This window comes from Salinicola peritrichatus, assembly GCF_003206715.1.
GTDB classification, from domain to species: Bacteria; Pseudomonadota; Gammaproteobacteria; order Pseudomonadales; family Halomonadaceae; genus Salinicola; species Salinicola peritrichatus.
Genome location: NZ_PZJU01000016.1, coordinates 1 through 24,871, shown reverse-complemented (window position 1 = coordinate 24,871; position 24,871 = coordinate 1). Strand labels below are relative to the sequence as shown.

At 56.2% G+C, this 24,871-nt stretch carries 20 protein-coding genes and 1 pseudogene; 19 read left to right on the top strand and 2 right to left on the bottom strand.

All coding sequences use genetic code 11. The features are described 5' to 3' along the window. From DOM57_RS07805 to DOM57_RS07785, 5 genes are all read left to right on the top strand, one after another. A partial coding sequence (locus tag DOM57_RS07805; protein WP_239496152.1) for a four helix bundle protein occupies positions 1-387 on the top strand: 387 nt, incomplete at its 5' end. Between the two features lie 51 nt (positions 388-438). Next, positions 439-2,337: a sulfate adenylyltransferase subunit CysN gene (gene cysN, locus DOM57_RS07800; protein WP_110648666.1), complete on the top strand. Its 1,899-nt coding sequence runs from the start codon at positions 439-441 to the stop codon at positions 2,335-2,337. Between the two features lie 215 nt (positions 2,338-2,552). Beyond that, a complete protein-coding gene (locus DOM57_RS07795) occupies positions 2,553-2,786 on the top strand; it encodes a hypothetical protein (RefSeq protein WP_110648665.1) in 234 nt (77 codons plus the stop codon). Continuing rightward, a complete protein-coding gene (locus tag DOM57_RS07790; RefSeq protein ID WP_110648664.1) occupies positions 2,776-3,144 on the top strand; it encodes a type II toxin-antitoxin system VapC family toxin in 369 nt (122 codons plus the stop codon). The genes DOM57_RS07795 and DOM57_RS07790 overlap by 11 nt, the downstream gene beginning before the upstream one ends. A gap of 380 nt (positions 3,145-3,524) precedes the next feature. Then, the gene (locus DOM57_RS07785) at positions 3,525-5,015 is read left to right on the top strand and encodes a Fic family protein (RefSeq protein WP_110648663.1); all 1,491 of its coding nucleotides are present in this window, start codon (positions 3,525-3,527) and stop codon (positions 5,013-5,015) included. A gap of 192 nt (positions 5,016-5,207) precedes the next feature. Here DOM57_RS07785 and DOM57_RS07780 read toward each other — a convergent pair whose 3' ends face one another. Both DOM57_RS07780 and DOM57_RS07775 read right to left on the bottom strand, forming a co-directional pair. After that, positions 5,208-5,489, bottom strand: a complete 282-nt coding sequence (locus DOM57_RS07780) for a HigA family addiction module antitoxin (protein ID WP_110648662.1) — start codon at positions 5,487-5,489, stop codon at positions 5,208-5,210. An 8-nt stretch (positions 5,490-5,497) separates the two neighbouring features. After that, the gene (locus tag DOM57_RS07775) at positions 5,498-5,776 is read right to left on the bottom strand and encodes a type II toxin-antitoxin system RelE/ParE family toxin (RefSeq protein WP_110648661.1); all 279 of its coding nucleotides are present in this window, start codon (positions 5,774-5,776) and stop codon (positions 5,498-5,500) included. Positions 5,777-6,096: 320 nt separating this feature from the next. Here DOM57_RS07775 and DOM57_RS21735 point away from each other — a divergent pair, with 320 nt between their 5' ends. The 14 genes and pseudogenes from DOM57_RS21735 to DOM57_RS22015 form a co-directional block, all read left to right on the top strand. Then, entirely contained in the window at positions 6,097-6,336 is a 240-nt protein-coding gene (locus DOM57_RS21735; protein WP_162619475.1) for a hypothetical protein, read from the top strand. Between the two features lie 298 nt (positions 6,337-6,634). Next, positions 6,635-6,919 carry a type II toxin-antitoxin system BrnA family antitoxin gene (gene brnA, locus DOM57_RS07765; RefSeq protein WP_110648660.1) on the top strand — a complete coding sequence of 95 codons (285 nt, stop codon included), beginning with the start codon at positions 6,635-6,637 and terminating at the stop codon, positions 6,917-6,919. Between the two features lie 1,122 nt (positions 6,920-8,041). Then, on the top strand, positions 8,042-9,121 hold the full coding sequence (gene rfbB, locus DOM57_RS07760) for a dTDP-glucose 4,6-dehydratase (protein WP_110648659.1): 1,080 nt from the start codon (positions 8,042-8,044) through the stop codon (positions 9,119-9,121). Next, positions 9,118-10,053 (top strand): dTDP-4-dehydrorhamnose reductase, encoded by a 936-nt coding sequence (gene rfbD, locus DOM57_RS07755; RefSeq protein ID WP_110648658.1) that lies wholly within the window; start codon positions 9,118-9,120, stop codon positions 10,051-10,053. Before rfbB ends, rfbD begins: the two co-directional genes overlap by 4 nt. A 9-nt stretch (positions 10,054-10,062) precedes the next feature. Beyond that, positions 10,063-10,938 (top strand): glucose-1-phosphate thymidylyltransferase RfbA, encoded by an 876-nt coding sequence (rfbA, locus tag DOM57_RS07750; protein WP_110648657.1) that lies wholly within the window; start codon positions 10,063-10,065, stop codon positions 10,936-10,938. A 21-nt stretch (positions 10,939-10,959) separates the two neighbouring features. Further along, positions 10,960-11,505: a dTDP-4-dehydrorhamnose 3,5-epimerase gene (gene rfbC / locus DOM57_RS07745; protein ID WP_110648656.1), complete on the top strand. Its 546-nt coding sequence runs from the start codon at positions 10,960-10,962 to the stop codon at positions 11,503-11,505. 93 nt (positions 11,506-11,598) lie between these two features. Continuing rightward, complete coding sequence (locus DOM57_RS07740; protein ID WP_204352894.1) at positions 11,599-13,365, top strand: glycosyltransferase family 4 protein; 1,767 nt, start codon at positions 11,599-11,601, stop codon at positions 13,363-13,365. Then, on the top strand, positions 13,350-14,795 hold the full coding sequence (locus tag DOM57_RS07735; RefSeq protein WP_110648654.1) for a mannose-1-phosphate guanylyltransferase/mannose-6-phosphate isomerase: 1,446 nt from the start codon (positions 13,350-13,352) through the stop codon (positions 14,793-14,795). The genes DOM57_RS07740 and DOM57_RS07735 overlap by 16 nt, the downstream gene beginning before the upstream one ends. A gap of 65 nt (positions 14,796-14,860) precedes the next feature. After that, entirely contained in the window at positions 14,861-17,299 is a 2,439-nt protein-coding gene (locus DOM57_RS07730; protein ID WP_110648653.1) for a coiled-coil domain-containing protein, read from the top strand. A gap of 78 nt (positions 17,300-17,377) precedes the next feature. Continuing rightward, entirely contained in the window at positions 17,378-19,540 is a 2,163-nt protein-coding gene (locus tag DOM57_RS07725) for a class I SAM-dependent methyltransferase (RefSeq protein ID WP_110648652.1), read from the top strand. 18 nt (positions 19,541-19,558) lie between these two features. Beyond that, a complete protein-coding gene (locus tag DOM57_RS07720; RefSeq protein ID WP_162619473.1) occupies positions 19,559-20,215 on the top strand; it encodes a hypothetical protein in 657 nt (218 codons plus the stop codon). Further along, complete coding sequence (locus DOM57_RS07715; RefSeq protein WP_110648650.1) at positions 20,215-23,901, top strand: glycosyltransferase family 4 protein; 3,687 nt, start codon at positions 20,215-20,217, stop codon at positions 23,899-23,901. Before DOM57_RS07720 ends, DOM57_RS07715 begins: the two co-directional genes overlap by 1 nt. A gap of 10 nt (positions 23,902-23,911) precedes the next feature. Then, a complete protein-coding gene (locus DOM57_RS07710) occupies positions 23,912-24,619 on the top strand; it encodes a hypothetical protein (RefSeq protein WP_162619472.1) in 708 nt (235 codons plus the stop codon). 3 nt (positions 24,620-24,622) lie between these two features. Then, positions 24,623-24,871 (top strand): annotated as a pseudogene (locus DOM57_RS22015) (hypothetical protein); the annotation flags it as partial.

Here is a 24,871-nt window from a genome sequence, read left to right as displayed (position 1 = left end):
ACGGAAGAGGGAAGTCGGAAGAGGAAAGAGAGGATGGACTTTGAACGATTGGAAGTGTGGAAGCGTTCGGCACGATTATCGGCCGAGCTGTACCGCCATTTTGCCGATTCTCGGGATTTCGGCTTCAAGGACCAGATCACTCGTTCCGGCCTTTCTGTACCGAGTAATATCGCGGAAGGCATGACCAGACCTTCCATCAAGGACCGAACCAAGTTTCTCTATATCGCTAAAGGCTCTTGTGCTGAACTTAGAACTCAGCTCTACATCGGTATGGAGATCGACTATCTCAATCGAGAGAAAGGGTATCAGTGGGTTGCAGAAACCAAGGAAATTGCTGCCATGCTAACGGGTCTGATTCGAAAGCAGTCGGACTTCGACGCATGTTGACTGGTTTTTCTTCCTTCTTCGCTCTTCACTCTTATTTCTAGGGGGTACCCAATGTCACATGCATCCTCGATGATTTCAGAAAACATCGAAACCTACCTGAAAGAGCATGAGCAGAAAGACCTGCTCCGCTTCATCACCTGCGGCAGCGTCGACGACGGCAAGTCGACCCTGATCGGGCGGCTGCTGCACGACTCCAAGATGATCTACGAGGATCAGTTGGCGGCGATCACGCGGGATTCGAAGACCAGCGGGACGACCGGCGACAAGGTCGATCTGGCGCTGCTGGTCGATGGCCTGCAGTCGGAGCGGGAGCAGGGCATCACCATCGATGTCGCTTACCGCTTCTTCTCCACCGACAAGCGCAAGTTCATCATCGCCGACACGCCGGGACACGAGCAGTACACCCGCAACATGGCCACCGGCGCCTCCACCGCCAGCCTGGCGATCATCCTGATCGATGCCCGCCACGGCATCCAGACGCAGACGCGCCGCCACAGCTACATCTGTTCGTTGCTGGGCATCCGTCATCTGGTCGTCGCGGTCAACAAGATGGATCTGGTCGATTACTCGCAGGAACGCTTCGACGAGATCGTCACCGAATACAAGGCGTTCTCGAAGAACCTGAACGACGCCGATCTCTACTTCGTGCCGATCTCCGCGCTGGAAGGCGACAACGTCGTCAACCCCAGCGAAAACATGGACTGGTATCAGGATGGGCCGCTGCTGCGCCTGCTGGAGAGCGTGGACGTCAAGCACGACAGCAACCTGGAAGACCTGCGCTTCCCGGTGCAGTACGTCAACCGCCCCAATCTCAACTTCCGTGGTTATTGCGGCACCCTGGCGGCGGGCATTCTGCATCCCGGCGACGCCATCCGCGTGCTCGGTTCCGGCAGGCGTTCCACGGTCGAGCGCATCGTCACCTTCGACGGCGATCTCGAAGCGGCCTACCCGGGGCAGGCGATCACCGTCACGCTGGAAGACGAAATCGACATCTCGCGCGGCGACATGCTGGTCGCGGCGGACAGCGAACTCGAAACCACCACCGCCTTCACCGCCGATCTGGTGTGGATGCACGACACACCGATGGAAGTGGGGCGCGAATACGAACTCAAGGCGGGCACCAGCGTGGTCAGCGGCCGCGTGGCGCGCATCATCCACCAGACGGACGTCAACACGCTCGAGCGCCATCCCGCCGAAAACCTGCCGCTCAACGGCATCGCCCGCTGTCAGATCGAAGTCAAGCAGCCGCTGGGGCTCGATCCCTACAAGCGCTCGCCGCATTCCGGCAACTTCATCGTCATCGACCGCATGACCAACGTCACCGTCGGCGCCGGCATGGTGGTGGAAACGCTCAGCGCCAGCAACATCGTCTGGCACGACATGGCGGTGACCAAGCAGCGCCGCGCCGAGCGCAACCACCAGAAGCCCTGCATCATCTGGTTCACCGGCCTCTCTGGCGCGGGCAAGTCCACCACCGCCAACGCGCTGGAACGCCAGCTGTTCGGCATGGGCTACAGCACCTATCTGTTGGATGGCGACAACGTTCGCCACGGGCTCTGCGGCGACCTGGGCTTCAGCGACAAGCACCGCCAGGAAAACATCCGCCGCGTCGGCGAGGTAGCCAAGCTGATGGTCGACGCCGGCATGATTACGCTGGTCTCGTTCATTTCGCCGTTCCAGCGCGACCGCCAACTGGTGCGGGACATGGTGGAGAGCGGCGAATTCATCGAAGTCTTCGTCAACACTTCCCTCGAAGTGTGCGAGGAGCGCGATCCGAAAGGTCTCTATCAGAAAGCCCGCGCCGGCCAGATCGACGACTTCACCGGCATCACCTCACCCTACGAAACGCCGAAGAACCCGGAAATCGAGATCGATGCCGGCGAACTCAGCGTGGAGGAGTCCGTGAAGACGCTGATCAGCCACCTCAAGCGCTTGAACGTGATCGCCTGATCGATCCGTTCGGTCGTTTCGACCTGAACGCAGCCGCCCGAGACTTCGGGCGGTTGCGTTCAATCCGCTGCGTGCAACGGAGCGCTTGGGGGCGAGGAAGCTGCGTGCTTGCCGGGATAGAGTGGTTTATTCAGCGTGGCGGTTCTGCGTTTATTGTTAGAATGGGGCGGGAGCGTAGCTGGATCTGAACTCGTAATGATAAGCAGGTGAATTACATGCGTGCGATTGAGTTTGAAGTTGATATTCAGGATGGCGTGGTCAGGATTCCGGATGAGTATGCGTATTTGAAGAACAGGCACGCCAGAATCATGGTGCTTTATGACGCTCCATCCGAGGAAGGTGGTGGCGTCCGGCAGCAGGAAGGCATCGATTTCTCACGTATTAGAGCTCCTTCTATGACCACTCGCGAAGGAGTCGAATACCAAAGGAGCCAAAGGGATGAGTGGTAGCTATCTGCTGGATACCAACGTCTTCATCAATGCCATTCGTCGTCGACTACAGCTACCTGCTGCCCACTACACTTATTCGGTCATCACGGAGCTCGAACTTTTGGGCTTTCCCGGCTTGGCTTCCGAAGAAGAACACGCTATCCAAGCCGTGTTGGATCAACTAACAAGGGTTGAGCTAGATTCATCGGTCAGAGCCGAAACCATAAGGGTGCGACGCAACACCCAGATGAAGCTCCCGGACAGCATTATCTGTGCTTCTGCCTTGGTAACGGCGGCTACCTTGGTGACCGATGATGTCAAACTGGCGCAGAAATATGCTGGTGATGTCATCTCACTCGATGCGTTCTTGAATCTTTGAAAGTCTCCCACCCAACCCCACGTAAGAGATCTGCCATCGCGGTTCGGCTCCCCTTACGAGGAACCCACGAAACCAGAGATCGAGATCGATGCCGGCGAACTCAGCGTGGAGGAATCCGTGAAGACGCTGATCAGCCACCTCAAGCATCTGAACGTGATCGCCTGATCATTCCATTCGATCGTTTCAATCGTCCATTTCAACCAACGCAGCCGCCNNGGCGGCTGCGTTGGTATTCGTGTGGTCGGCGTGTTGGATCGCGGAGAGGGCGAGAAAACCGCATCGTATGGGTTGCAAAAAAATAGGGAATAACGTTAAAAGTGAATATTGTCCAAGTGAAGTGAAAAAAATATTCCCAGCGCCAGGACCACAGAGAGCAAAGCATGTCCGCTGCCTTCCCGTACGTCGGTTATGAATATCTGCGTCGTGCCCTGAGCCTGAGCGCATTTGCCGTGCAGTCACCAGCACAGGTGCGTCCGGTCACGCGCATCACTCATATGGGGGATTGCCTTGCGATACCACCAGAACGTGCCCCTGGCGAAGATCTGCTGGAACACGTGCTGTTTGCCTTGAAGCATGAAGGAGTGAACCTGGCGATACTTGCCGAAGCATTGCCGCATATTTCGTCATCCGCTCTAGTGCAGGCCTTGGCTATCTCACCGAATGGCATCTATTTGCGCAAGGCTGCGTTTCTCTATGAGAGCTTCGTAGCGAGGCTCGACTATCAGCCAGCAATTCGTAGCCGCGTGGTACCGCTGTTCGACTCTTCCCAATACGTCATCGGGCCTGCCCGGCGCGACTCCCGCTGGCGCATCGATTTCAATGGACTGGGCACGCTGAATTACTGCGCCACAGTGCATCGAACCCCGGAAATCGACGCCTTGCTGACCAACGATATTCTTGGGCAAGCTCGCGAATTCATCGACGCTCTTCCGACCGACATGCTGGATCGTGCGATTCAGTGGGCTTATCTGAGCGAAACGCAGTCATCGTTTGCCATCGAACGGGAGTCTCCGTCACCCGACAAACAGCAGCGTTTCATGCAATTGCTGCAACAGGCCCATGCCGGTAACGATCTTGACGAAGCGTATCTGGTGGCGCTGCAGAACAGCACCATCAACAATCCCTACGACAAGGCCGCTAGCTTTCGGCATGAACAGAACTTCCTGCATAACGGGTTGCGCGGTGCGCTTGGGGTGAGCTACTTGCCGCCACCGCCCGGGTTATGTGAAGAGCTGATGCATGAGCTCATGGACTGGTCCAACCATCAGGCGCAAGCCGTACCGGCGTTGGTGGCTGCGGCCATAGTGTCCTTCGGTTTCGTACTGCTACATCCATTCATGGATGGCAATGGGCGCATCTCACGCTTTTTGGTGCATCATCAGCTATGCCGTTCGGGGGCGCTCGGAAAAGGGCTGCTGCTGCCGGTCTCCGTGGCCATGAAACGGAATGAAATTGACTATCTGGCGGCGCTGGAGAGCTTCTCGAAGCCGGCTCGACAGCGTTGGCGTGTCAACTGGATCGATGCGGATCATCACGATTTCGCATTTACCGGACACGACGCCATTTACCGCTACTGGGATGCGACACCGGCGGTAACTTTCATGTTGCATATGGCCAAGGCCGCACTGGAGAAAGACCTCAAGGAAGAAACGCGTTACTTGCATTGCTTCGATCGAGTCTATAAAGCCATTGACGAGCGTTTCGATATTCGTGGCAGCGATCTTTCCCGGCTTGTGATGATGTGTCTCAGCCAAGAGGGTCGACTTTCCAATAACCACCGAAAACAGTTTCGTTATCAAGTACCGGAAGAGGCGTTGGATGCCATTGAACAGCAAGCCCAGCGGGCTTTGCGAGACGATGTCGATGCTTGATGCCAACGTCGCCGATGTACTCTGCTCAAGCGCCTGAACGTGATCGCCTGATCGAGCCGTTCGGTCGTTTCGACCTGAATGCAGCCGCCCGAGACTTTGGGCGGCTGCATTGGCATTCATGTGGTCGGGTGTTGGATCACAGGAAGAGCGAGAACCCGTATCGTATGGGTTGTAAAAAAATAGAACGACGGATTACCTGGCTGAATGCAGCGGGGTAACTTGGGCGCGAGGAAGCTGCGACGCCTGCCAGAGTTCGTATTTGAGCTGAATCCCCAGCCACATTTCCGCGCTGGCGCCAAGTGCTTGTTCAAGGCGTAGAGCCATATCCGCCGAGATTCCGGCGCTACCGTTGAGAATCCGAGACAGCGCAGTACGCGTCACACCAAGGCGCTTGGCAGCCTCGGTGACCGAGACATCGCCGATGTACTCACGCAGGACGGCGCCGGGATGCGCTGGATTGTGCATGCGATTCATGCGACCTCCTAGTGATAATCCTGATAGTCGATCAAAATGGCGTCCTCGCTATCGAAAGTGAATGTAAGACGCCAGTTGCCGTTGACTGTAATGGCCCAATGCCCTTTTAAATCATGGGACAAAGGGTGAAGCCCCCAGCCGGGTGCATTCATGTCTTCTGGCCGTTTAGCGCTATCCAAAGCGGTAAGCTGAATTTGCAGCTTGGTAGCATGCTTGGCTTGGATGCCAGCGGTAGAGCCGGTCTCGAAGAACTTGCGTAGGCCTTTGTGTCGGAAGCTCTTGATCATGTGTGTAGTGTGTAGCCTCTATACCCATTGCGTCAACTCCTGAGAGCAAAAGATATCCTGTCCTCCAACCCCACGTAAGAGATCTGCCATCGCGGATCGGCTCCCCTCGTGTTTGAATATTTACGTAATGTAACGTTCCTGCCTGTCGCCCATGAGCGACACGCAAGCTCCATGGTAGGCAAGCCAAACCCCACGCCATACAATTGGAGGTTTGGGCTATGGATTCGGCTGGCCGGTGAGAGCGCTGAAATATGGTGTGACGTGACAGCGTGCTATTCTAAACACAGTAGCCCCGTCCCCGTTGCCACAGGAGATATGGGATGTATGCGATTGAGTTTGAAGTGGATATCAAGGGTGAGTTCATCCGCCTACCCCAGTTCGAGAAATTGCAAGATCGTCATGTGAAAGTGATCGTCTTGGCAGAGGAGGAGTCCGTAGAAGCGCCTCATGAACGAGGGCAGGTATCAACGCCTCGACGTCGACCGGCCAAAGTGCCGTCTATTCGCTTCAAAGGTGATGTCATCGATACCGTGCCGGATTCGAGTTGGGATATTTCTTGATGCAGGTGTTGGATACTCAACACTCCCCGAACATCACAGTGATCCGCAAGATCGTCTCATTATGGCGACAGCACTAGAATATCAGGCGAAGCTGCTGTCAGCGGATTCCAAATTCGGCTTATACGAAGAGCTGGAAGGGATACTGATTCGCTAGTGTCCGTGCTGGCGGTGTACCAAGTATGGCGCACGCCACCATTTTCGAACCGGTGCGCAAGGAAATCACCGGCTACGACATTGACCCGTTCGGCAGACACGTCTTCTACCCGGTGGACATCGAAGAGTAGGGAGGTGGCGCTATATGAAAGCCAAGGAATTCGATAAGAAATTCGATGACGATCAGGACGATATCATTACCGATCTCGATTTATCGTCGGCGCGACGTGTTAACCAGACACAAAAGCGTATCAATGTCGATTTTCCATCATGGGTCGTCGACTCGTTGGATCGCGAAGCGTCTCGCATGGGGGTTACGCGCCAGTCAGTTATAAAGGTTTGGCTGGTTGAGCGCCTTCGGGCGGAAGCTGCTAACAGGTCTCTCAACGAGGACTCCGCAGGTAGTGCGCATCAGGGCAGTGCTGAATAAACAAGCCGCCTTGCTATGGCCATCAAGGCGATGGCCATGGCAAGTGGTCGTTCAGGGAATTCCGTCACCTGTAGGAAATTTGCCATCGCGGACCGGCTTTCCTCATGCCAAAACGGTTACTTAATGTAATGCCGTCGGCGCGTCGCGTATGAGCGACACGCCTTTTTTCATGGTAGGCAAGCCAAGGCAAACGTCGCACCAGACGATTGGCGCTTTGGCCGTGGATTCGGCCGGTCGGTGAGAGTGCTGAAATGAAATATGGTATGAGGTGACAGCGTGCGCCATCTCATAGACCCTCAAGCCCAACCGCTCGCCTGGCAATCGATGTGCCGGATTCTCCGTCCTTGCATCCCAGGATGATCAAGGCGCGAAGCCGTTCATCGGCGGAGACTTTCCGAGCCACCGCTCACCGCTGCAACTCAGCCAGTTGATTGTCTGTCACGGTAACCTGTGGGGTTAGGCGAGCCTTCGAGCACCGCGTAACCCAGCGATTCGTCTGTGCAGACATTTATACAGTTACAGTGTTTCCCTAAATGTGACTGGTAACGAATCTGTAGCATGGGAGCAGAAACTCGGTATCGAGATGGCGGACCCTATCAAATTGTCTATAACTAATTTAATTAATTTTTAATTAGTATTATCTAATTTAAATTGCTCAATTCATTGGCTGATTCTTCATGAACATGTTGAATTTCCTACAAAGTGTACGAAATATCTCACGTGTTACAAAAAATATCTAGCGTGTCTTATTGTTAGATGGGGGTTAGAAAGGTAGTCTTTTGGTATGAGAAGGGCATGCACAGACTGCTTGCTAGCGTACTCGCAAAAATTCAACTAGATGAATGGGGCGTCGGCTTTCAGCATGGTGGCGCCTTCGGCGGTAGCGTGGCCTTGGCTTATACCACATGTGATACAAAAAAACACATAAACTTTAGTTCAAATAAAAGCTCGTATGTGAAAAGGCGAAGTGTCTTCGCATGTCCCTCATTTTTAATGATTTATTATTAATAAAGTAACGATTGGGTGGGTTCACACCTTTGCATTAGAAGAATATATCACCAAGTGTTTTTGAAGTCTTGTCACTGATTTCATACTTTAACGTCAATACTAAATTATAACCGCATGAAAAAAACTTTCCTGATAACGGGCGGCGCTGGTTTCATTGGTTCCGCCGTCGTTCGCGGGCTGATTCGCTCGACTGAGCACGACGTCATCAATATCGATAAACTCACCTACGCTGGCAATCTGGAGTCGTTGCGGGAGGTGGAAAACGGTCCCCGTTACCACTTCGTGAAAGCGGATATTGTCGATGGCGACAGCCTGCGCAGGATATTTCGGGATTTTCAGCCCGATGTGGTAATGCACCTGGCGGCAGAGAGTCATGTCGATCGTTCCATCGATGGGCCAGCCACGTTTATCGAGACCAATATCGTTGGCACGTGTCAGCTACTCGAGGTGGCCAGAGAGTACTGGCAGGCATTGAAGCAGCGAGACCCTGACAAGGCAGCGGGTTTTCGATTCCACCATATCTCGACCGACGAGGTATATGGCGACCTGGAAGGCACTGACGATCGATTCACTGAGTCGACACCTTACGTGCCTAGCTCCCCCTATGCAGCCAGCAAGGCCAGTTCAGATCATCTGGTACGCGCCTGGCATCGCACCTATGACTTACCCGTGGTGATCACCAACTGCTCTAACAACTACGGGCCGTATCAATTCCCCGAAAAACTGATCCCGCTGACGATCCTCAACGCGCTGGCCGGTAAACCGCTGCCGGTTTATGGCGATGGTCGGCAGATTCGCGACTGGCTGTATGTTGAAGACCATGCCCGGGCGCTGGTCAAAGTCGCGACCGAAGGCGAGGTCAGCGAGACCTACAATATTGGTGGGCATAACGAGAAGACCAATCTCGCAGTGGTCGAAGCCATCTGCGATCTACTGGATGAGTTGGTGGGCACCGCACACCTTGCGTTACGCAGCCATCGTGACCTCGTCACCTTCGTGGCCGATCGCCCAGGGCATGATCGACGCTATGCCATTGATGCCCGCAAGATTCAGCGCGAGCTGGGCTGGGGCCCGCAGGAAACTTTCGAAACAGGTCTGCGCAAGACCGTACAGTGGTATCTCGATAATGAGACTTGGTGGCGACGAGTACAGGATGGCAGCTATCAGGGCGAGCGGTTGGGCATCGCGATATGAAAATTCTCCTGCTCGGCGCTTCCGGCCAGGTCGGCTTCGAGCTGCAGCGCACTCTGGCTCCGCTGGGAAGGGTTGACGCGCCCAATCGTCCGGTGCTGGACTTGAGTGATGCCGAAGCGGTTGAAGCCTGTCTGCGGCATATCCGTCCGTCGCTGATTGTCAATGCATCTGCCTGGACGGCGGTCGATGCCGCCGAGACACAGCGTGACGCCGCCTTCCGGCTCAACACGGAACTGCCAGCCCAACTGGCAGCTTATGCCAGCCATCAAAACATCCCGTTGGTGCATTACTCCTCGGACTACGTCTATCCGGGCGACGGTGAAGTGCCGTGGCGGGAGGAAAGCGTTACCGGTCCGCTTTCCGTCTATGGTGCCAGCAAACTTGCGGGCGACGAGGCAATCCAGGCCAGCGGCTGCCGCTATCTGATCTTCCGTACCAGTTGGGTCTACAGCGGCCGTGGCAGCAACTTCATGGGCACTATGTTGCATCTGGGGCGCGAGCGCGAAGCACTCGAGGTCGTGGCCGACCAGATCGGCGCGCCCACGCCGGCGCGGTTGATCGCCGAGGTGACGCTGCTGGCGCTTCAAGGCATGCGCCAAGGCGGAACCGTCGGTGGCCTTTACCATCTGGCGCCGCGTGGCGAGACCAGTTGGCACGGCTTCGCCTGTGAAATCTTCCGCCTCGCCCTGGCACGGGGAGAGCGGCTGGCCATTGTGCCCGAACGGGTCGCGGCCATTTCCACGGCACAATACCCCACGCCGGCGCAGCGCCCCCTCAATTCACGGCTCGACCTCACCCGCCTGGAAGCAGCGTTGGGTATCGAGCTGCCGCACTGGCGATCGCAACTGGCTTTGACCATGAACGAACTATCTGACCATGATCCTGACACGAATGTCACCGCAGTAAAGCCCGTCAGTCATACGAAGAATTAAAGGTCTTACATGCAACGCAAGGGGATCATTCTTGCCGGGGGAACCGGCACCCGATTGCATCCTGTCACTCTCGGGCTCTCCAAACAGCTGCTGCCTGTCTACGACAAACCGATGATCTATTACCCGATCTCGGTACTCATGCTGGCCGGCATCCGCGACATCCTGATCATCTCCACGCCGGACGATCTGCCGCAGTATCAGAAGCTATTGGGCAGCGGCGGACAGTTCGGCGTACGGTTCGAATATGCCGAGCAGCCCAGTCCGGATGGGCTGGCCCAGGCATTCCTGATTGGCGAGTCATTCGTTGGCAGCGATCCGGTGTGCCTGGTGCTGGGCGACAATGTCTTTCATGGCCAGCACTTCACCGAACAGCTCAAGCGCGCCTCGTCGCGTCAGCAGGGCGCTACTATCTTTGGCTATCTCGCGCGGGACCCCGAACGCTTTGGCGTGGTGGAATTCGATGACCAGGGCAGGGCCCTTTCCATCGAGGAAAAGCCGGCCAAGCCGAAATCCCCTTACGCCGTCACTGGGCTCTATTTCTACGACAACGATGTGGTCGAGATCGCTCGTCAGGTAGAGCCTTCCGTGCGTGGCGAGTTCGAAATCACCTGCGTGAACAATGCCTACCTCAAAAGGGGCGATCTCAACGTGGAGCGGCTGGGTCGTGGCTTCGCCTGGCTGGACACCGGCACTCACGACAGCCTCATGGAAGCCGGCCAGTACGTGCAGACCATCGAACACCGCCAAGGCCTCAAGGTCGCTTGCCTGGAAGAGATCGCCTGGCGCAGCGGCTGGATTACGGATATCGAGCTACTGGCTAGCAGCCGCCTACTCGGTAAGACCGATTACGGCCGTTATCTCTCGCAACTGATACGTCAGACCTGATTTTTTCTGTAGGAAACATTCTTGAACTACCAATCGTTGGCCATTCCCGAGATCGGGCTGATCACGCCACGAGTGTTCAGTGACGAGCGCGGCTTCTTCATGGAAAGTTTCAACCATCGTGAGTTCGAAGCCGCCATCGGGCGCCCAGTCCAGTTCGTTCAGGACAACCATTCTCGCTCGTGCCAAGGCGTACTGCGTGGTTTGCATTACCAGCTCAAGAAGCCACAGGGTAAATTAGTGCGCGTCACTCGTGGGGAAGTGTTTGACGTGGCAGTGGACTTACGGCGTAGTTCCCCAACCTTTGGTCAATGGCTAGGCGTGTTTCTCAACGAAGAGAATCAACAGATGTTATGGATACCGCCTGGGTTTGCCCATGGATTTTATGTTACGAGTCGAGAAGCTGATCTTCAGTATAAATGTACTGAGTATTATGCGCCGCATGACGAGCATTGTATCCGCTGGGACGATTCGAACATCGCTATAGAGTGGCCTACTCTTGATCGACAGCCTGTTCTTTCCAATAAGGATGAGTTGGGTCTGTCCTTGAAAGTGGCTTCCCATTACTGATAACCGACCTGAATCTCAATACTACCGACATTTATGCCTCCAGAAAGCCACGGGACCTGTCTCCAACTGGACGATATCAAACGCACCATCTGGTTGACTCGGCCGGATCTTCAACGTCTTTTCGATGGAGATTACACACGATTTGAATGGTGGTTATTGTTCGAGGGCGCCAACGAATACCAGTCCCTGCGGGAACTTCCCCCTCCTATCGATGAAGCGCGGTTGATTGGCGCCGCTTCAGGTGCCTTGGAAACGGTGACGCCGACACTCACCCAGTTCATGTGGGATATCTGGGAAAGCCGACCGGACCTGCAAGGCGCCTTCGACCTCGATACGACGGAAGGCCAGCAGGCGCTGGTGAACTGGTATTTCCTCAATGGCATTCGAGAACTCAACCTGACGCGCTGTATCACACCGCAGCAATGGCGCGAATTGGAAGCACCGGTGGCCGGGCCGACGAAGGCACAACCCAAATGGTCTTTGTCGCATCTGGGTCTCAGGTGGCAGCGGCAACAGGAAGAGGATACGTCGCTCACCTGGATCATGATGGCCATCTGGCAGCAGCGCCTCGATCTGCAAAAGGTTTTCGACCTGACCAGTCTGACCGAGCGCAGATCGTTCGTTGAGTGGTTTCACGTCCATGGGCTGCGCGAGTACGGCCTGGAGGCGAAACCCGAGGCCAAGCGGAAGACACCCGAGCCGTTGCCCTTCGGTCTGAATCTGGTCGGCTACGCGAAGGGGCAATTCGGCATCGGTGAGGACGTGCGCATGGCGGCGTTGGCTTGTGAAGCCGCTGGTATCCCGTTTTCCATCTATAACGTCGAACCAGGCACAGAGGTTACGCAGAACGACGACAGTGCGATGACACATGTCTCCAGCGAACTGCCGTATTCGATCAACCTGTTCTGCACCACCGCCATCGAAACCGCCCGACTGGCCGCAGTAGAAGGCCAAAAGCTGTTCGAAGACCGTTACTGCATCGGCTACTGGCCCTGGGAACTGCCCGAATGGCCACAGGTCTGGCAACACGTCTACCGTCTGGTGGACGAAGTCTGGGCCTCCAGCCGCTACGCCTATCAGGCGTTTTCAGCTTCCAGCACCAAACCGGTGCACCACATGCCCATGGCGGTCAGCGTCGAGCCGGCGGCAGGGCGCTCCCGCGCGGACTTCGGCCTACCCGAAGAGGCGTTTTTGTTCGTGTTCTCCTTCGATTTCCTGTCCAGCCTGGCGCGCAAGAACCCCCAGGCATGCGTAGAGGCTTTTCGTCAGGCCTTCCCGCAGGGAGACGAACCGGTGGGCCTGGTGGTCAAGGCCATGCGCGCGGCGCCCGACAATACCCTCTGGCAGGCACTCATGGCAGAAGCCGAGGCCGATAGGCGCATTCATATCATCAACGAGACGTTGAGCCGTGGCGAGGTACTGGATCTGTATCGCGCCTGCGACTGTTTCGTCTCCCTGCACCGCAGTGAAGGTTTTGGACGCGGCATTGCCGAGGCGATGCTATTGGGCAAGGCGGTCGTCACCACTGGGTACTCAGGCAATCTGGATTTCACCACGCCTGGCACCGCCGCCCTGGTCGACCACACGCTCACTCCATTGGCCGAGGGCGATTACCCCTTTGGTGAAGGTCAGCAGTGGGCCGAGCCCAGCGTCGAACACGCCGCCTGGTGGATGCAGCGCATCGCCACGCAGGCCGAGTTACGCCAGCGCCAGGCCCATGCCGCTCAAGTCTTGATGAACGCCACCTATCTGCCCCACATCGTGGGTGAGCACTACCAGGCGGTACTGCAGCCCCTCCGAGTAACCAATCTCGACCTCAACGATCAAGAAACCCAGGAACCCTCATGCACCCTCAACTGATTACCCCTGTTATTCTTTCCGGTGGTTCGGGCAGTCGCCTGTGGCCGCTCTCCCGCGCGGGATACCCCAAGCAGTTCCTGGCGTTGGCCGGCAAGCACACCATGCTGCAGGAAACCGTCCAGCGTGTCGCCGATGCACGTTTTACCGACCCGCTGATCATCTGCAACGAGGAGCACCGCTTTATCGTCGCCGAACAACTGCGCGGCCAAGCCCGTCAGCCTGGCGACATCATCCTCGAGCCCCTGGGCCGCAATACTGCTCCCGCCGTGGCCGTTGCGGCGCTGCGCCTGATCGAAACAGATGAAAACGCCCTGATGCTGGTCATGCCCTCCGATCATGTCATCAAGGATCAGCAAGCGTTTCTTGACGCGGTGGAAAAAGCTGCCGGCGCTGCCCGTGAAGGGGCGCTGGTGACCTTCGGCATCACCCCACACCAACCGGAAACGGGCTACGGCTATATCAAGTGCGCCGAACAATGGGGAGCCCATGGGGGCGTGCATGGTGTCGAGCAGTTCGTGGAGAAGCCCGATGCCGCCACGGCCCAGGCCTATCTGGAAGAGGGCCATTACCTCTGGAACAGTGGCATCTTCCTGTTTACCGCCAAGTCTTATTTGAACGAACTCGAAGCTACGTACCCCGAGATGATCACGGCCTGCCAGCATGCGCTGGCCGAGGATGAGCGCGACCTGACGTTTTGTCGCCTAAATGCGGAAGCCTTTGCGGCATCGCCCGCGGATTCCATCGACTACGCCGTGATGGAAAAAACCCAGCAGGCAGCGGTCGTCCCGGTCGATATGGGGTGGAGTGACCTGGGGGCTTGGTCAGCGCTGTGGGATATCGAAAGCAAGGATGAAGATGGCAACGCCACCCAAGGCGATGTACTGCTGCATGACACCCGCAACAGCTACGTACACTCCGACCATCCGCTGGTGACCGTAGCGGGGCTGCAAGACGTGGTGGTCATCGCCACCGACGACGCCGTGCTCGTTGCCGACCGCAACAACGCTCAGGACGTCAAGCATCTGGTCGAACGCCTGAAAGCTGAAAAGCGAGACGAGCATAATCTCCATACCACCGTACATCGCCCCTGGGGCTGCTATCGCGGTATCGACCTGGGGGATCGCCACCAGGTCAAGCGCATTACCGTGCAGCCCGGCGAAAAGCTCTCGGTTCAGATGCACTACCACCGCGCCGAGCACTGGATTGTGGTCAGCGGCACGGCCCGAGTCACCTGTGGCGACAACAGCTTTCTACTGCGTGAGAACGAATCGACCTTCATTCCCATGGGCGACACCCACTGCCTGGAAAACCCCGGCAAGGTACCGCTGCAACTGATCGAAGTGCAATCGGGCAGCTACCTGGGCGAAGACGATATCGTGCGGTTCGAAGACGGTTATGGGCGAGCTCCAGAAAGGCAAGAGCAGTCGTAGCTGACAACTGTACTAGCCGCACTGTGTTTTCCATGAACAGCCGTATCCATTAAATAATCTTGTCAATGAAAACTCTTTGTATCACCGGTACTCCCGGGGCCGATTTCGATAGGGTCAGCGAATTGCTGTTTGCAAGTGGTCTGGCGTCAGCCAAGCCGATTGAACGTGAGTCGACCATCACTTTCACAGACTGGCATGCACGCATGACGCCGGTACTGGATCGCCAGCAAGCCCCTGGGCGGCTATGGGAGCAATTGGCCGGTGACCTATTGCTGGCCAACCTGCATCAACCCCAGTGGGGCTGGGCAGATCCCGCTAGCATTGGTGCGCTAGATTTCTGGGCCGAGTTGGAACCTAACCTCAGCTTTCTCCTACTGAGTAGCGATCCTCAGGATTATCTGGCCTCTCATCTTCTGTGCACAGCCGGTGAGGAGGATCTGGACGAGCAAGCCTGTCTGCAGCGTTGGCGGGACACACATGAGCGAATGCTAGCGTTCTACCTTGCCTACCCGGAGCGCTGCGTGCTGGCAGAGGTTAGCCAGGCATGGGCCAACCCCTCAGCACTGGCTGCTAATCTCAAGGAGCGTTGCCAGATTGAAATTGATCCGGCTCATGCCCAGTTGCCGACATTGCCCCGAAAGGCTAGCCAGGTTGCTCCGCATGCACTGGCACGTTATGTGGCCGACCGTGCACTGGTGGAGTATGGCCAGCCGCTCAAGCTTCTTTGCAACGAACTCCAAGCAGTTCGCCAACCGCTAGCCGAACACAATCAGGAAACGGATGACGAGGGCAACTTGCTAGGTAGCGCGAATCTTTCGCTAATTTCCATACTCAAAGACTACCAGCAGCGTTGTGCCAGGGACCTGACAAGCAGCGAACGCGAAGCACTGGAACGACTCAGGCTAGAGAATCAGCGACTACTTCGCCAGTTAGGGCAAGTACAGAATGAGATGGATGCCGCTCTTCTGCAGCATCAGGAAAGCAGCCAAGCGAGGGTCCATGCCGAGCAGGCTGTCAAGCATGCCAAGGAAGAGCGCGATGCCAACTCCAAGCTACTGTCTCAGGTCCGACAGCAACTGGCTGAACTGACCCAAGATCGAGACCAAATCCGTAGCGAAAAGCGACAGGTCGAACAGCAGCTTGAGGACACCCGGCAAGAGGCCGAGCTGTTGTTGCTCCGGCTTCACCAGGCCCAGGAAGACCTGGAAGAAACCCTCTTGGAGCAACAGGAAAGTGCCAAAGCCAGGGAAGAAATCAAGAAAGCTATGGTGCAGAGCGAGCAGGTGGTCAAGCGCGCCGCTGAAGAGCGCGATGCCAATTCCAAGCTACTGGCTCAGGTCCGCCAGCAAATGGTTGATCTGACCCAAGAGCGCGACCAAGTCCATAGAGAAAAACGACGGGCCGAACAGCAGCTTGAGGACACCCGGAAAGAGGCCGAGCTGTTGTTGCTCCGGCTTCACCAGGTTCAAGAAGAATTGGAACATCACCTTCTGGAAAAACAGAAACTAGAGCAGCGCAGTGAAGAGGACAGAGCCCGCTGGCAACGCATGCTGCAACGTAACCCCGATTACAGCGATTACCAATCTGTACGGATCCAGGCCAGTGACACGAATAGCGAGACACTGCACTGGCGATTCGAACAGCTCGATATCGCTGGGCGTGAGGTGGCGCAACTGAACCTGAACACGAGCATCGAACGCGACATGGCCGTGATCGAACTGACGAGAGACGGTGAGGACGATGCGCCACTGCTGGCCTGGCCGACGATGTATGCTGATAAACGAACACTGGCTCTTTGCTTGCCGAGCGAGCAAGACACCGACACGATCGCACTGGACGTGCAACTGCTGCAGTCGCTGACACAAAGCGACTGGCAACTGGTTCAGCGCTTGCCACACTTGCTGGAACGGGCGCTGGGAGAGAGCGATCTCTCCCCCGATCAGCAGCAGCGTTACCGGAAGGTTCTGCACACACTGCAAGAGGCGCTGGACAACCTGCCGCCCATGCTGCGCTTCGATCAGGTGACGTTGCGCAATGCCCAGGTCAACCCGGATTACGAACATCTGTGGCTGGATCTTGAGCATGCCGGGTGGGGCAACGAGCGGCGCGAGACGTGGAGCCTGCGGTTTTCCTGCGCCAATGTCGGCCTGGATCAGTTCGGCACCCACCCCAAACTCGAGATACCCGAGCAAAGTGGCCAGTGGCTGGAGAGCTGGTTTGAGGAGAGCCGCGACGACTTCGGCCCCAAATGGGAGCTGCGCTTTGCCCTGCCGGATGCCATGGATATCGGCGTATGGAACAAGCTCAGCGAACATGACCAGATACTGATGGTAAACATCCTCCAACAGCTGCCCACCATGCTAGAACATCTGCAGGGCCAGGACGTGGTACTGGCGCGTAACTGGCAGGAATGGCACCAACTCGTCGACGATACTCTGCGCATTCACAAGGCTGTGACGCATGCCACAGAACCCACTCGTATCGGTAGTAGTGCCGTTCTGTAACCAAGTGGTGTTTCTGCTTGATCAGGCGTTTCCGCTAGAGGCGGAAGTCTCGAAGCCTGAATTACTGGAAATCGTTCAATGCCAGATCACAACGCATCTTTTCATACACTGATTCATCTAGGATGTGGTGAACATCCCGAGATCGACACCTACGCCCAACTGGCCGAGCAGATATGGTTGATTGATGCTGATGGCCAAGCGATCGATGCACTACAGATGGCACTCGCGGAACGTGTAAACGTGCATTGTTGCCAAGCGCTGGTGGCTACGCAGGAATATCTCGGCACCTTTTATCGTTACAACCTAGCCTGGGCTAATGGCCTGACCCTAATCGATGAAGCCACTCAGAGGATTTACCCTGGATTGTGCTACGTGGAAAGCACCCGGCAGCCGACCACGACTGTGGCAGCATTAGCGGCCCAGTGTCTGTCGCAGTGCGGTGCTGAGGCAAGTACTGCGCATATGCTGCTTTTGGATGTGGGGCGGCAGAATCACGAACTGCTGCAAGCGCTGGAAGATAGCGGCCAACTAAGCCGCTTTAGCCATGTGATACTTTTACCCGCAGGTGGCCAAGCATGGTATGGCGAAGCAGGACCTATAGCTATACCGCCCAGTCTGCATGGTCCTGCAAAGGTACCGGCAGGGCTGTCATTACCGGAGCGCACCCGGGTACTGGAACGCCACCCGCTACTGCAGGAGTTACAGCGTTACCGGGCCTCCGCACAAATACAGCGCCAAGCATCCGATCAACTGGAGCAGCAACTGGCTGAAGTTAGACAGCAGCATGATGCCCAGGCGCAGGCGTTGGCAGAGATACAGCGGCAATTCGAAGAATGCTCCCGGGAGCGTGACAATCAGGCAGCTCGAGTGGGAGCCCTTGTGCAAGAGCGTGACACCCTGCAGCAACAGTTGGAAGAACGAACCCAGGAGCGTGACACCAGTGCCAAGGCGCGAGGAGAAACCGAGCGGGCCCTGGAGCAGGCGCAACAGGCCGAGCAACAGACCCGTCAACAGCTCACCGAGCTGACCCGAAAGCATGACGAGCAGGTAGCTCGGGTGGAAACCCTCGCGCAAGAGTGCGATACCGTGCAACAACAGTTGGAAGAACGCACTCAGCAGCGTGACGGGCTTTGGCACAAGGGCGAGACGCTGACTCAGGAGCGAGATACTCTGCAGCAACAGTTGGAAGAACGCACTCAGCAGCGTGATGAGCTATGCCACAAGGGCGAAGCGCTGACTCAGGAGCGCGATGAACTGAAGCATCAGGTGGATGAATTGGCTAGACAGCGTGAAGATGCCTTGCACCAGAACCACCTCAATCATGAAGCCCTGAAAGAAGCTCACCAGATAAGCGCGAGACTGACCGAAGAACGCGACCACCTGCATCAGGAACTGCAGGAGGCCAAGTCGTTCATCCATAAGCTGTCTCACCGGGTCCCGTCGGGCGCAGAGAAACCTTCGGACACGCCTCCACCGCAGGATGGCTTTTACCGAGCCTTCGAGGACCGGTTCCGTGGCTCACGTGAAGAGATCAAACGGCGCGTCCAGGTCTATCTACCGTTCGTGGCCGCCGTTGCCGAGCGAAACCCCAACGTGCCGGTGCTAGACTTGGGATGTGGTCGCGGCGAGTGGCTGGAAGTTCTCAAGCAAGCCGGCATTGCCGGGGAAGGCATCGATCAAAACGCTGGCATGTTGGAAGGTTGCCATGAGCTAGGCCTCAATGTAACGCAGGGCGATGCCATTACCCATCTACAGCAGCAATCGGACGCCAGTTATATCTGCATCAGCCTGATGCATGTGGTGGAACATATCCCCTTCGACACACTGCGTCTTGTCGTAGAGCAAGCCCGACGTGTGCTGGTGCCGGATGGTGTGCTGATCATGGAAACGCCCAACCCCGAAAATGTCATGGTGGGTAGCTGCAACTTCTATACGGATCCCACCCACCGCAACCCCCTGCCACCGCCACTGTTGGCCTTCTTGCCGGAATACTACGGTTTCGAACGAGTGAAGGTGCTGCGTTTGCAGGAGCTCCCTGCTCTGCATGACAAGTTGCATTACGACATCAACGATTTTCTGACAGGGGTCAGCCCCGACTACGCCGTACTCGCGCAAGCCCAACACATGACAATGGACACGCCGGCTGGTCAACAAGAAACCACTGCTTGGGAAGCAGAATATGGGATCTCTTTACACTACATGATGCAAAAAAATGCTCAGGGTGTTGGAGAAAGCGAGTAATCAAAAATGGACACAATGATGGATATTGATCAGCTTCGTCGCCGGCACAAGGCGGAGCTTGTGGAAAAGGCTTTGAAAATCTTCTGCCCCGAAGAGGTCGGCCAGGAAGTAAAAATCTACTGGCTGGAAAGGCTATTGGAAGGTCATGATGTACGTCAGATGCTGGAGCATCTAAAGCATGGCCATTCTCGGTCACTTGAGAAAAGCCGCTTTGGCGGCGTTGAAATGTGCGTATCGACTGGTGGGGTCGAGGTCATCGATCAGGACCTTGAATTTCATGCAGATGGTCGACGTAAGCTATGGGTTCGCATCGAGAATGATTCTACATCAGCATGGGAAACGACCCCTGAGCAGCCTCTTTATGCGGCATATCACTGGTATGACGAAACGGGGAATGTCCATGACTTTGATGGCAAACGGACACCATTGCCCAAGCCGATTCACCCAGGGGATACGCTGCCCATGGAAATTGATATTGTCAATCCGTCTGCTCCAGGTGACTATCGATTGATGGTGACAATGGTGATGGAAGGCCAGTTCTGGATGGAGGAGAAGGAACTGGATATTCATCATATTCCGATAACGGTGCTGGAGTACGACGGCGATGGATTAACCCGTCAGGCACGTGACCTCTACCATCAGCTCAAGCGCAGCGTGATGGAGGCTGCCCATTGATGCGCATCGTCATCGATATGCAAGGTGCCCAGACAGAAAGTCGGTTCCGGGGCATTGGCCGTTATACGCTGTCCCTCACTCAAGCCATTGTGAAGAACCGAGGAGAGCATGAGATAATTCTTGCGCTCAACGGCTTGTTTCCAGAGACGATTGAGCCGATCCGGGGCGCCTTTCAGGATCTGCTTCCGCAGGAAAATATTCGTGTTTGGGATGCACCAGGGCCGGTTTTCGAGAGCAATCCTGAAAATGACTCTCGCCGACTGGTTGCGGAGCTGGAGCGCGAAGCCTTTCTGGCGAGCCTGGAGCCAGATGTGGTTCACATCCATAGTCTCTTCGAAGGATTTGGAGACGATGCCGTACTGAGTATCGGTCGCTTCGATTCCCAGACGCCGGTCAGCGTGACATTGCACGACCTGATTCCCCTGCTCTATCCACAACAATACCTGGATCCCAACCCTGCTTTTTCCCGCTATTACGCCAACAAGATTGACCATTTCAAGCGAGCCTCACTGTTTCTTTCCATTTCGAAGTCGTCCAGTCAGGAAGCGGTAGATCATCTTGGTGTAGATGCGGACAAAGTATTTAACACCTCCGAAGCGGCAGAGGATGATTTCCGCCAAGTAGAGATTTCTGGTGTCGAGGTGGAAGCCTTGACCGGCAAGTATGGTATAACTCGACCTTTTGCTCTTTACAGTGGTGGTGCGGATCAGCGCAAGAATTTGCCCCATCTGATTCGAGCTTACGCTGCACTGCCCGATGAGCTACGAGCAACTCATCAACTGCTTTTTGCCGGCAAGATGCCTCAAGACAATATCGCCGAGCTGAAACAAGTGGCGGAGGAGTCTGGGCTTAACAATGGTGAGTTACTGTTTACCGGCTTTGTCTCCGATGAAGAGTTGGTTCAGCTATACAACCTTTGTAAGTTGTATGTCTTCCCGACCTGGCATGAAGGGTTTGGTCTGCCTGCCCTGGAAGCGATGCAGTGTGGGGCCCCTGTCATCGGTGCCAACACCTCGAGCCTGCCCGAAGTGATTGGCCTGGATGAAGCGCTCTTTGATCCCATGAGTGTGGAATCCATCTCGGCCAGGATGGCCCAGGCTCTGAGCGACGAGTCTTTCAGACAGCGACTGATCGCCCATGGCGAGCGACAGGCGAAGCTGTTTTCCTGGGATGCATCCGCCAAGCGAGCGATCGCCGCCTGGGAGGCGCTTCATGCGAGCCGCGACGAGAAGGTGGAAAGCGGCACGCAACCCGGGCACCTTCCCAGGGAGGTACTTGAACGGGCCATCGTTGGCCAATTGGACCGCCCCAGCAAGCTGGTGTTGAGTGAGATCGCCAGTAGCCTCGCCCTCAACCAGCAGGCCGGCTTCATCCGCCAGTTGCTGCTCGACGTCTCCGAGATCCGCAACAACGATGCCGCTACCGGCGTTCAGCGAGTGGTGCGCAGCTACCTGCTGGCCCTGTTGCAGTCTCCCCCCGATGGTTTTCAGGCCGTGCCGGTCTACGCCACGCGCGAGGAAGGCTACTGCTATGCTTGGCGAATGGCTCGCCAGTATGGGGTAGCGTTGCCGGAGGGGCTGAGCCGGCAGGCGCTAGACGACGAGGCGCCCATTCACTGGCAGCGGGGCGATATCTTCTTCGCACTGGACATGCAGCACCATGTGCAACTGGCCCATCAGGCGTTCTTCCGCCAGCTGCAGGCCGATGGCGTCACGGTCAAGTTCCTGGTGCACGACCTGCTGCCCATCCAGTTGGCCGATCTGTTCAAGGATGATGATGCCCGGCAGCTTCATGAGCAGTGGCTGGCGATGGTGGCCGCCACCGATGGCGCCATTTGTGTCTCGAAGGCAACTGCCGATGCCTTCGATGAGTGGATTGCGGAAAACAATGTTTTCCGCACACCCGGCTTTCGCATGGCCTGGGTACACAACGGCGGTGACCTGGCCGGCTCCAGGCCCTCGACCGGGCTGCCTGGGGAGGCCGAGGCAGTGCTGGCCAGCCTCCGCCAACGCCCGACGTTCCTGATCGTTTCCACGCTGGAGCCGCGCAAGGGGCAGGAACTGCTGTTCCAGGCCGTTCAGACACTCTGGGCCCGAGGGCAGGATGTCAACCTGGTGCTGGTCGGCAAGCAGGGCTGGAAGATCGACACGCTGGCCAGACAACTCCGCGAGCACCCCGAGAACGGCAAGCGGCTGTTCTGGCTGGAGGGTATCAGCGATGAATACCTGGAAAAGGTCTATCAGGCTAGCAGCGCCCTGGTGGCGGCCAGCATCAACGAGGGCTTCGGCCTCTCCCTGATCGAGGCGGCCCGCTACGGCATATCCATCATCGCTCGGGATATCCCGGTGTTCCGTGAAGTCGCCCAGTCCAGCGCCTTCTACTTCCAGGGAGAAACGGGCGAGGCATTGGCTGGGGAGCTGGCACAGTGGCTGGACTTGTACCGCCAGGCCAGCCAGCCGAAATCAAGCACGCTGCACTGGCAGACCTGGGCGCAAAGTGCCGAACAGCTCAAGCAGGAGCTGGTGGCCGAACGCTATCCACGGCGGCAGTTACTGGTCGATATCTCCGAGCTGGTGAAGCATGACGCCCGCAGCGGCATTCAACGCGTGGTGCGCAGCATCCTCACGGAATGGCTGCACCACCCGCCCGAGGGCTACCGGGTGGAGCCGGTCTACGGCAGCGTGGATGACGGCTACCGCTATGCCAAGCGCTTCACCCTGGACTTCATGGGCTGGCCCCCCGCCACGCTGGAAGACGAACTGATCGACTACGCCCCGGGGGATATCTTCTTCGGCTTGGACATGCAGCCCCAGGTGCAGATTGCCCAGCAGCCCTTCTACCAGCGCCTGCGTCGCCAGGGCATCACGGTCAAGTTTCTGCTGCACGACCTGCTGCCGATCCAGATGCCGCAGTTCTTTCCCCCCGGCAACGAGGAAGGCTTTACCCAGTGGCTTCGCTCCATCACCGCCACCGATGGCGTGATCTGTGTGTCACGCACCGTGGCCGACGAGCTACGCGAATGGGTGGACGAACACGGCCCGGCTCGGGAGCGCCCGCTGCAGATCGGCTGGTCGCATAACGGCGCGGATATCGACAACTCCGCCCCCAGCAAGGGCATGCCGGACGACGCCCCGCAACGGCTGGCGATGCTGGCCTCCCGGCCCAGCTTCCTGATGGTAGGCACTCTGGAGCCTCGCAAGGGCTACGCTGATACCCTCGACGTATTCGATGAACTCTGGCGCCAGGGGGAAGACATCAACCTGGTGATCGTCGGCAAGATGGGCTGGAAGGTCGAGACACTGGCCGAGCGCATCAAGGGGCACCCGGAGTTCAACCGCCGCCTGTTCTGGCTGGCCGGCATCAGCGATGAGTATCTGGAAAAGGTCTATGAAGCCAGCGCCTGCCTGATTGCTGCTTCCTACGGAGAGGGCTTCGGCCTGCCGTTGATTGAAGCGGCCCAGAAGGGCATCCCGATCATCGCGCGGGATATTCCGGTGTTTCGTGAGGTGGCGGGAGAGCATGCGACTTACCTTCCCCAGGATATGAAGCCCGAAACGGCGGGAGTAAGTATCTCGCAGTGGCTGGAAAAACTTAGCAAGGGTGGGGCTCGTAACCCCAAGTCTATGCCGTGGTTGAAATGGCAGGACAGTGCTAATAGTTTGTTGAGTAAAATAATCGAATGTTAGGACGCGAATTGTGATCATACAAGTTAGCTCTCATCGGCGTTCTGGTACTCATGCGCTGATTGATTTAATACGCAATAACTTTTCTGTACAGGGTGACTTCTTTCATCTGGAAGATATCTTGGATTGGTCTTTAGAAAGGCTGAATGAGCTGCCGTTGATCGTTAAGACTCACGAACCAGAGCCGGAGAAAAAGCTTAACCTTTTTATTAAACAAGGACGAGTTACGGAAGAGAAGGCGCAAGACATCAAGGATATGACCGTTGATGTGCACGCCTACCGGCATCCTAAAGACGTTCTGAAGTCTCTTTATTATTTTAATATCAAGGGGCATGAGCCGGTTTACCAGATCCCTGAAGGTATGGCGTTCCTTGAGTTCATGAAGCAAGAGGGAGCTCAAGATGCAAGCCCATCTGAGAATCGTATCCAATTCTGGCAACGCTGCATAAGAAGTTGGGTGTTTAACAAGAGTGTTGTTTCTGTTGGTTACAATGCTATTGTGGACGGGGATGAATCCTTAAAAGAGATGCTGTCCCAGAAGTTTGATCTTATATCTATATTTCATAGTCGATTAGACGATAAAAGAATTAAGCGTAGTACTGCAATAGGACGTGGTACGACTAAAAGCATGGAAGGTTCAGTTCTCTGGTCTGAAGCATGTGAAAGCTTTTATCAGAAGGAGATTGACATGTCCTTGTTGAGAAAATTAAATTTGGAGTGAGTGGTGCGAGCAATTCTTCATTTGGGAACAGAGAAAACAGGTACGTCCACTATCCAAAGGTTTCTGAAAAAAAACCGGAAGGCATTGATCGAACAGGGCTTCTACTTCATGAAGTCTACAGGCGAAGCGGATGATAGAAAGCTAAGTGTCTATTGTCTCTTGGAAGAGCAGTTTGATGATTTTCATAGAAACAACTTGATCGATACAAAAGAAAAAAAGCAAGAATTCGAAAAAAAATGTAACTATTCAGGT

What these genes read in the sequence shown, in the direction of transcription:
- cysN (WP_110648666.1), top strand. Translation starts at nt 439, where the DNA reads ATGTCACATGCATCCTCGATGATTTCAGAAAACATCGAAACCTACCTG.
- DOM57_RS07795 (WP_110648665.1), top strand. Translation starts at nt 2,553, where the DNA reads ATGCGTGCGATTGAGTTTGAAGTTGATATTCAGGATGGCGTGGTCAGG.
- DOM57_RS07790 (WP_110648664.1), top strand. Translation starts at nt 2,776, where the DNA reads ATGAGTGGTAGCTATCTGCTGGATACCAACGTCTTCATCAATGCCATT.
- DOM57_RS07785 (WP_110648663.1), top strand. Translation starts at nt 3,525, where the DNA reads ATGTCCGCTGCCTTCCCGTACGTCGGTTATGAATATCTGCGTCGTGCC.
- DOM57_RS07780 (WP_110648662.1), bottom strand. Translation starts at nt 5,489, where the DNA reads ATGAATCGCATGCACAATCCAGCGCATCCCGGCGCCGTCCTGCGTGAG.
- DOM57_RS07775 (WP_110648661.1), bottom strand. Translation starts at nt 5,776, where the DNA reads ATGATCAAGAGCTTCCGACACAAAGGCCTACGCAAGTTCTTCGAGACC.
- DOM57_RS21735 (WP_162619475.1), top strand. Translation starts at nt 6,097, where the DNA reads ATGTATGCGATTGAGTTTGAAGTGGATATCAAGGGTGAGTTCATCCGC.
- brnA (WP_110648660.1), top strand. Translation starts at nt 6,635, where the DNA reads ATGAAAGCCAAGGAATTCGATAAGAAATTCGATGACGATCAGGACGAT.
- rfbB (WP_110648659.1), top strand. Translation starts at nt 8,042, where the DNA reads ATGAAAAAAACTTTCCTGATAACGGGCGGCGCTGGTTTCATTGGTTCC.
- rfbD (WP_110648658.1), top strand. Translation starts at nt 9,118, where the DNA reads ATGAAAATTCTCCTGCTCGGCGCTTCCGGCCAGGTCGGCTTCGAGCTG.
- rfbA (WP_110648657.1), top strand. Translation starts at nt 10,063, where the DNA reads ATGCAACGCAAGGGGATCATTCTTGCCGGGGGAACCGGCACCCGATTG.
- DOM57_RS07735 (WP_110648654.1), top strand. Translation starts at nt 13,350, where the DNA reads ATGCACCCTCAACTGATTACCCCTGTTATTCTTTCCGGTGGTTCGGGC.
- DOM57_RS07730 (WP_110648653.1), top strand. Translation starts at nt 14,861, where the DNA reads ATGAAAACTCTTTGTATCACCGGTACTCCCGGGGCCGATTTCGATAGG.
- DOM57_RS07725 (WP_110648652.1), top strand. Translation starts at nt 17,378, where the DNA reads ATGCCAGATCACAACGCATCTTTTCATACACTGATTCATCTAGGATGT.
- DOM57_RS07720 (WP_162619473.1), top strand. Translation starts at nt 19,559, where the DNA reads ATGGATATTGATCAGCTTCGTCGCCGGCACAAGGCGGAGCTTGTGGAA.
- DOM57_RS07715 (WP_110648650.1), top strand. Translation starts at nt 20,215, where the DNA reads ATGCGCATCGTCATCGATATGCAAGGTGCCCAGACAGAAAGTCGGTTC.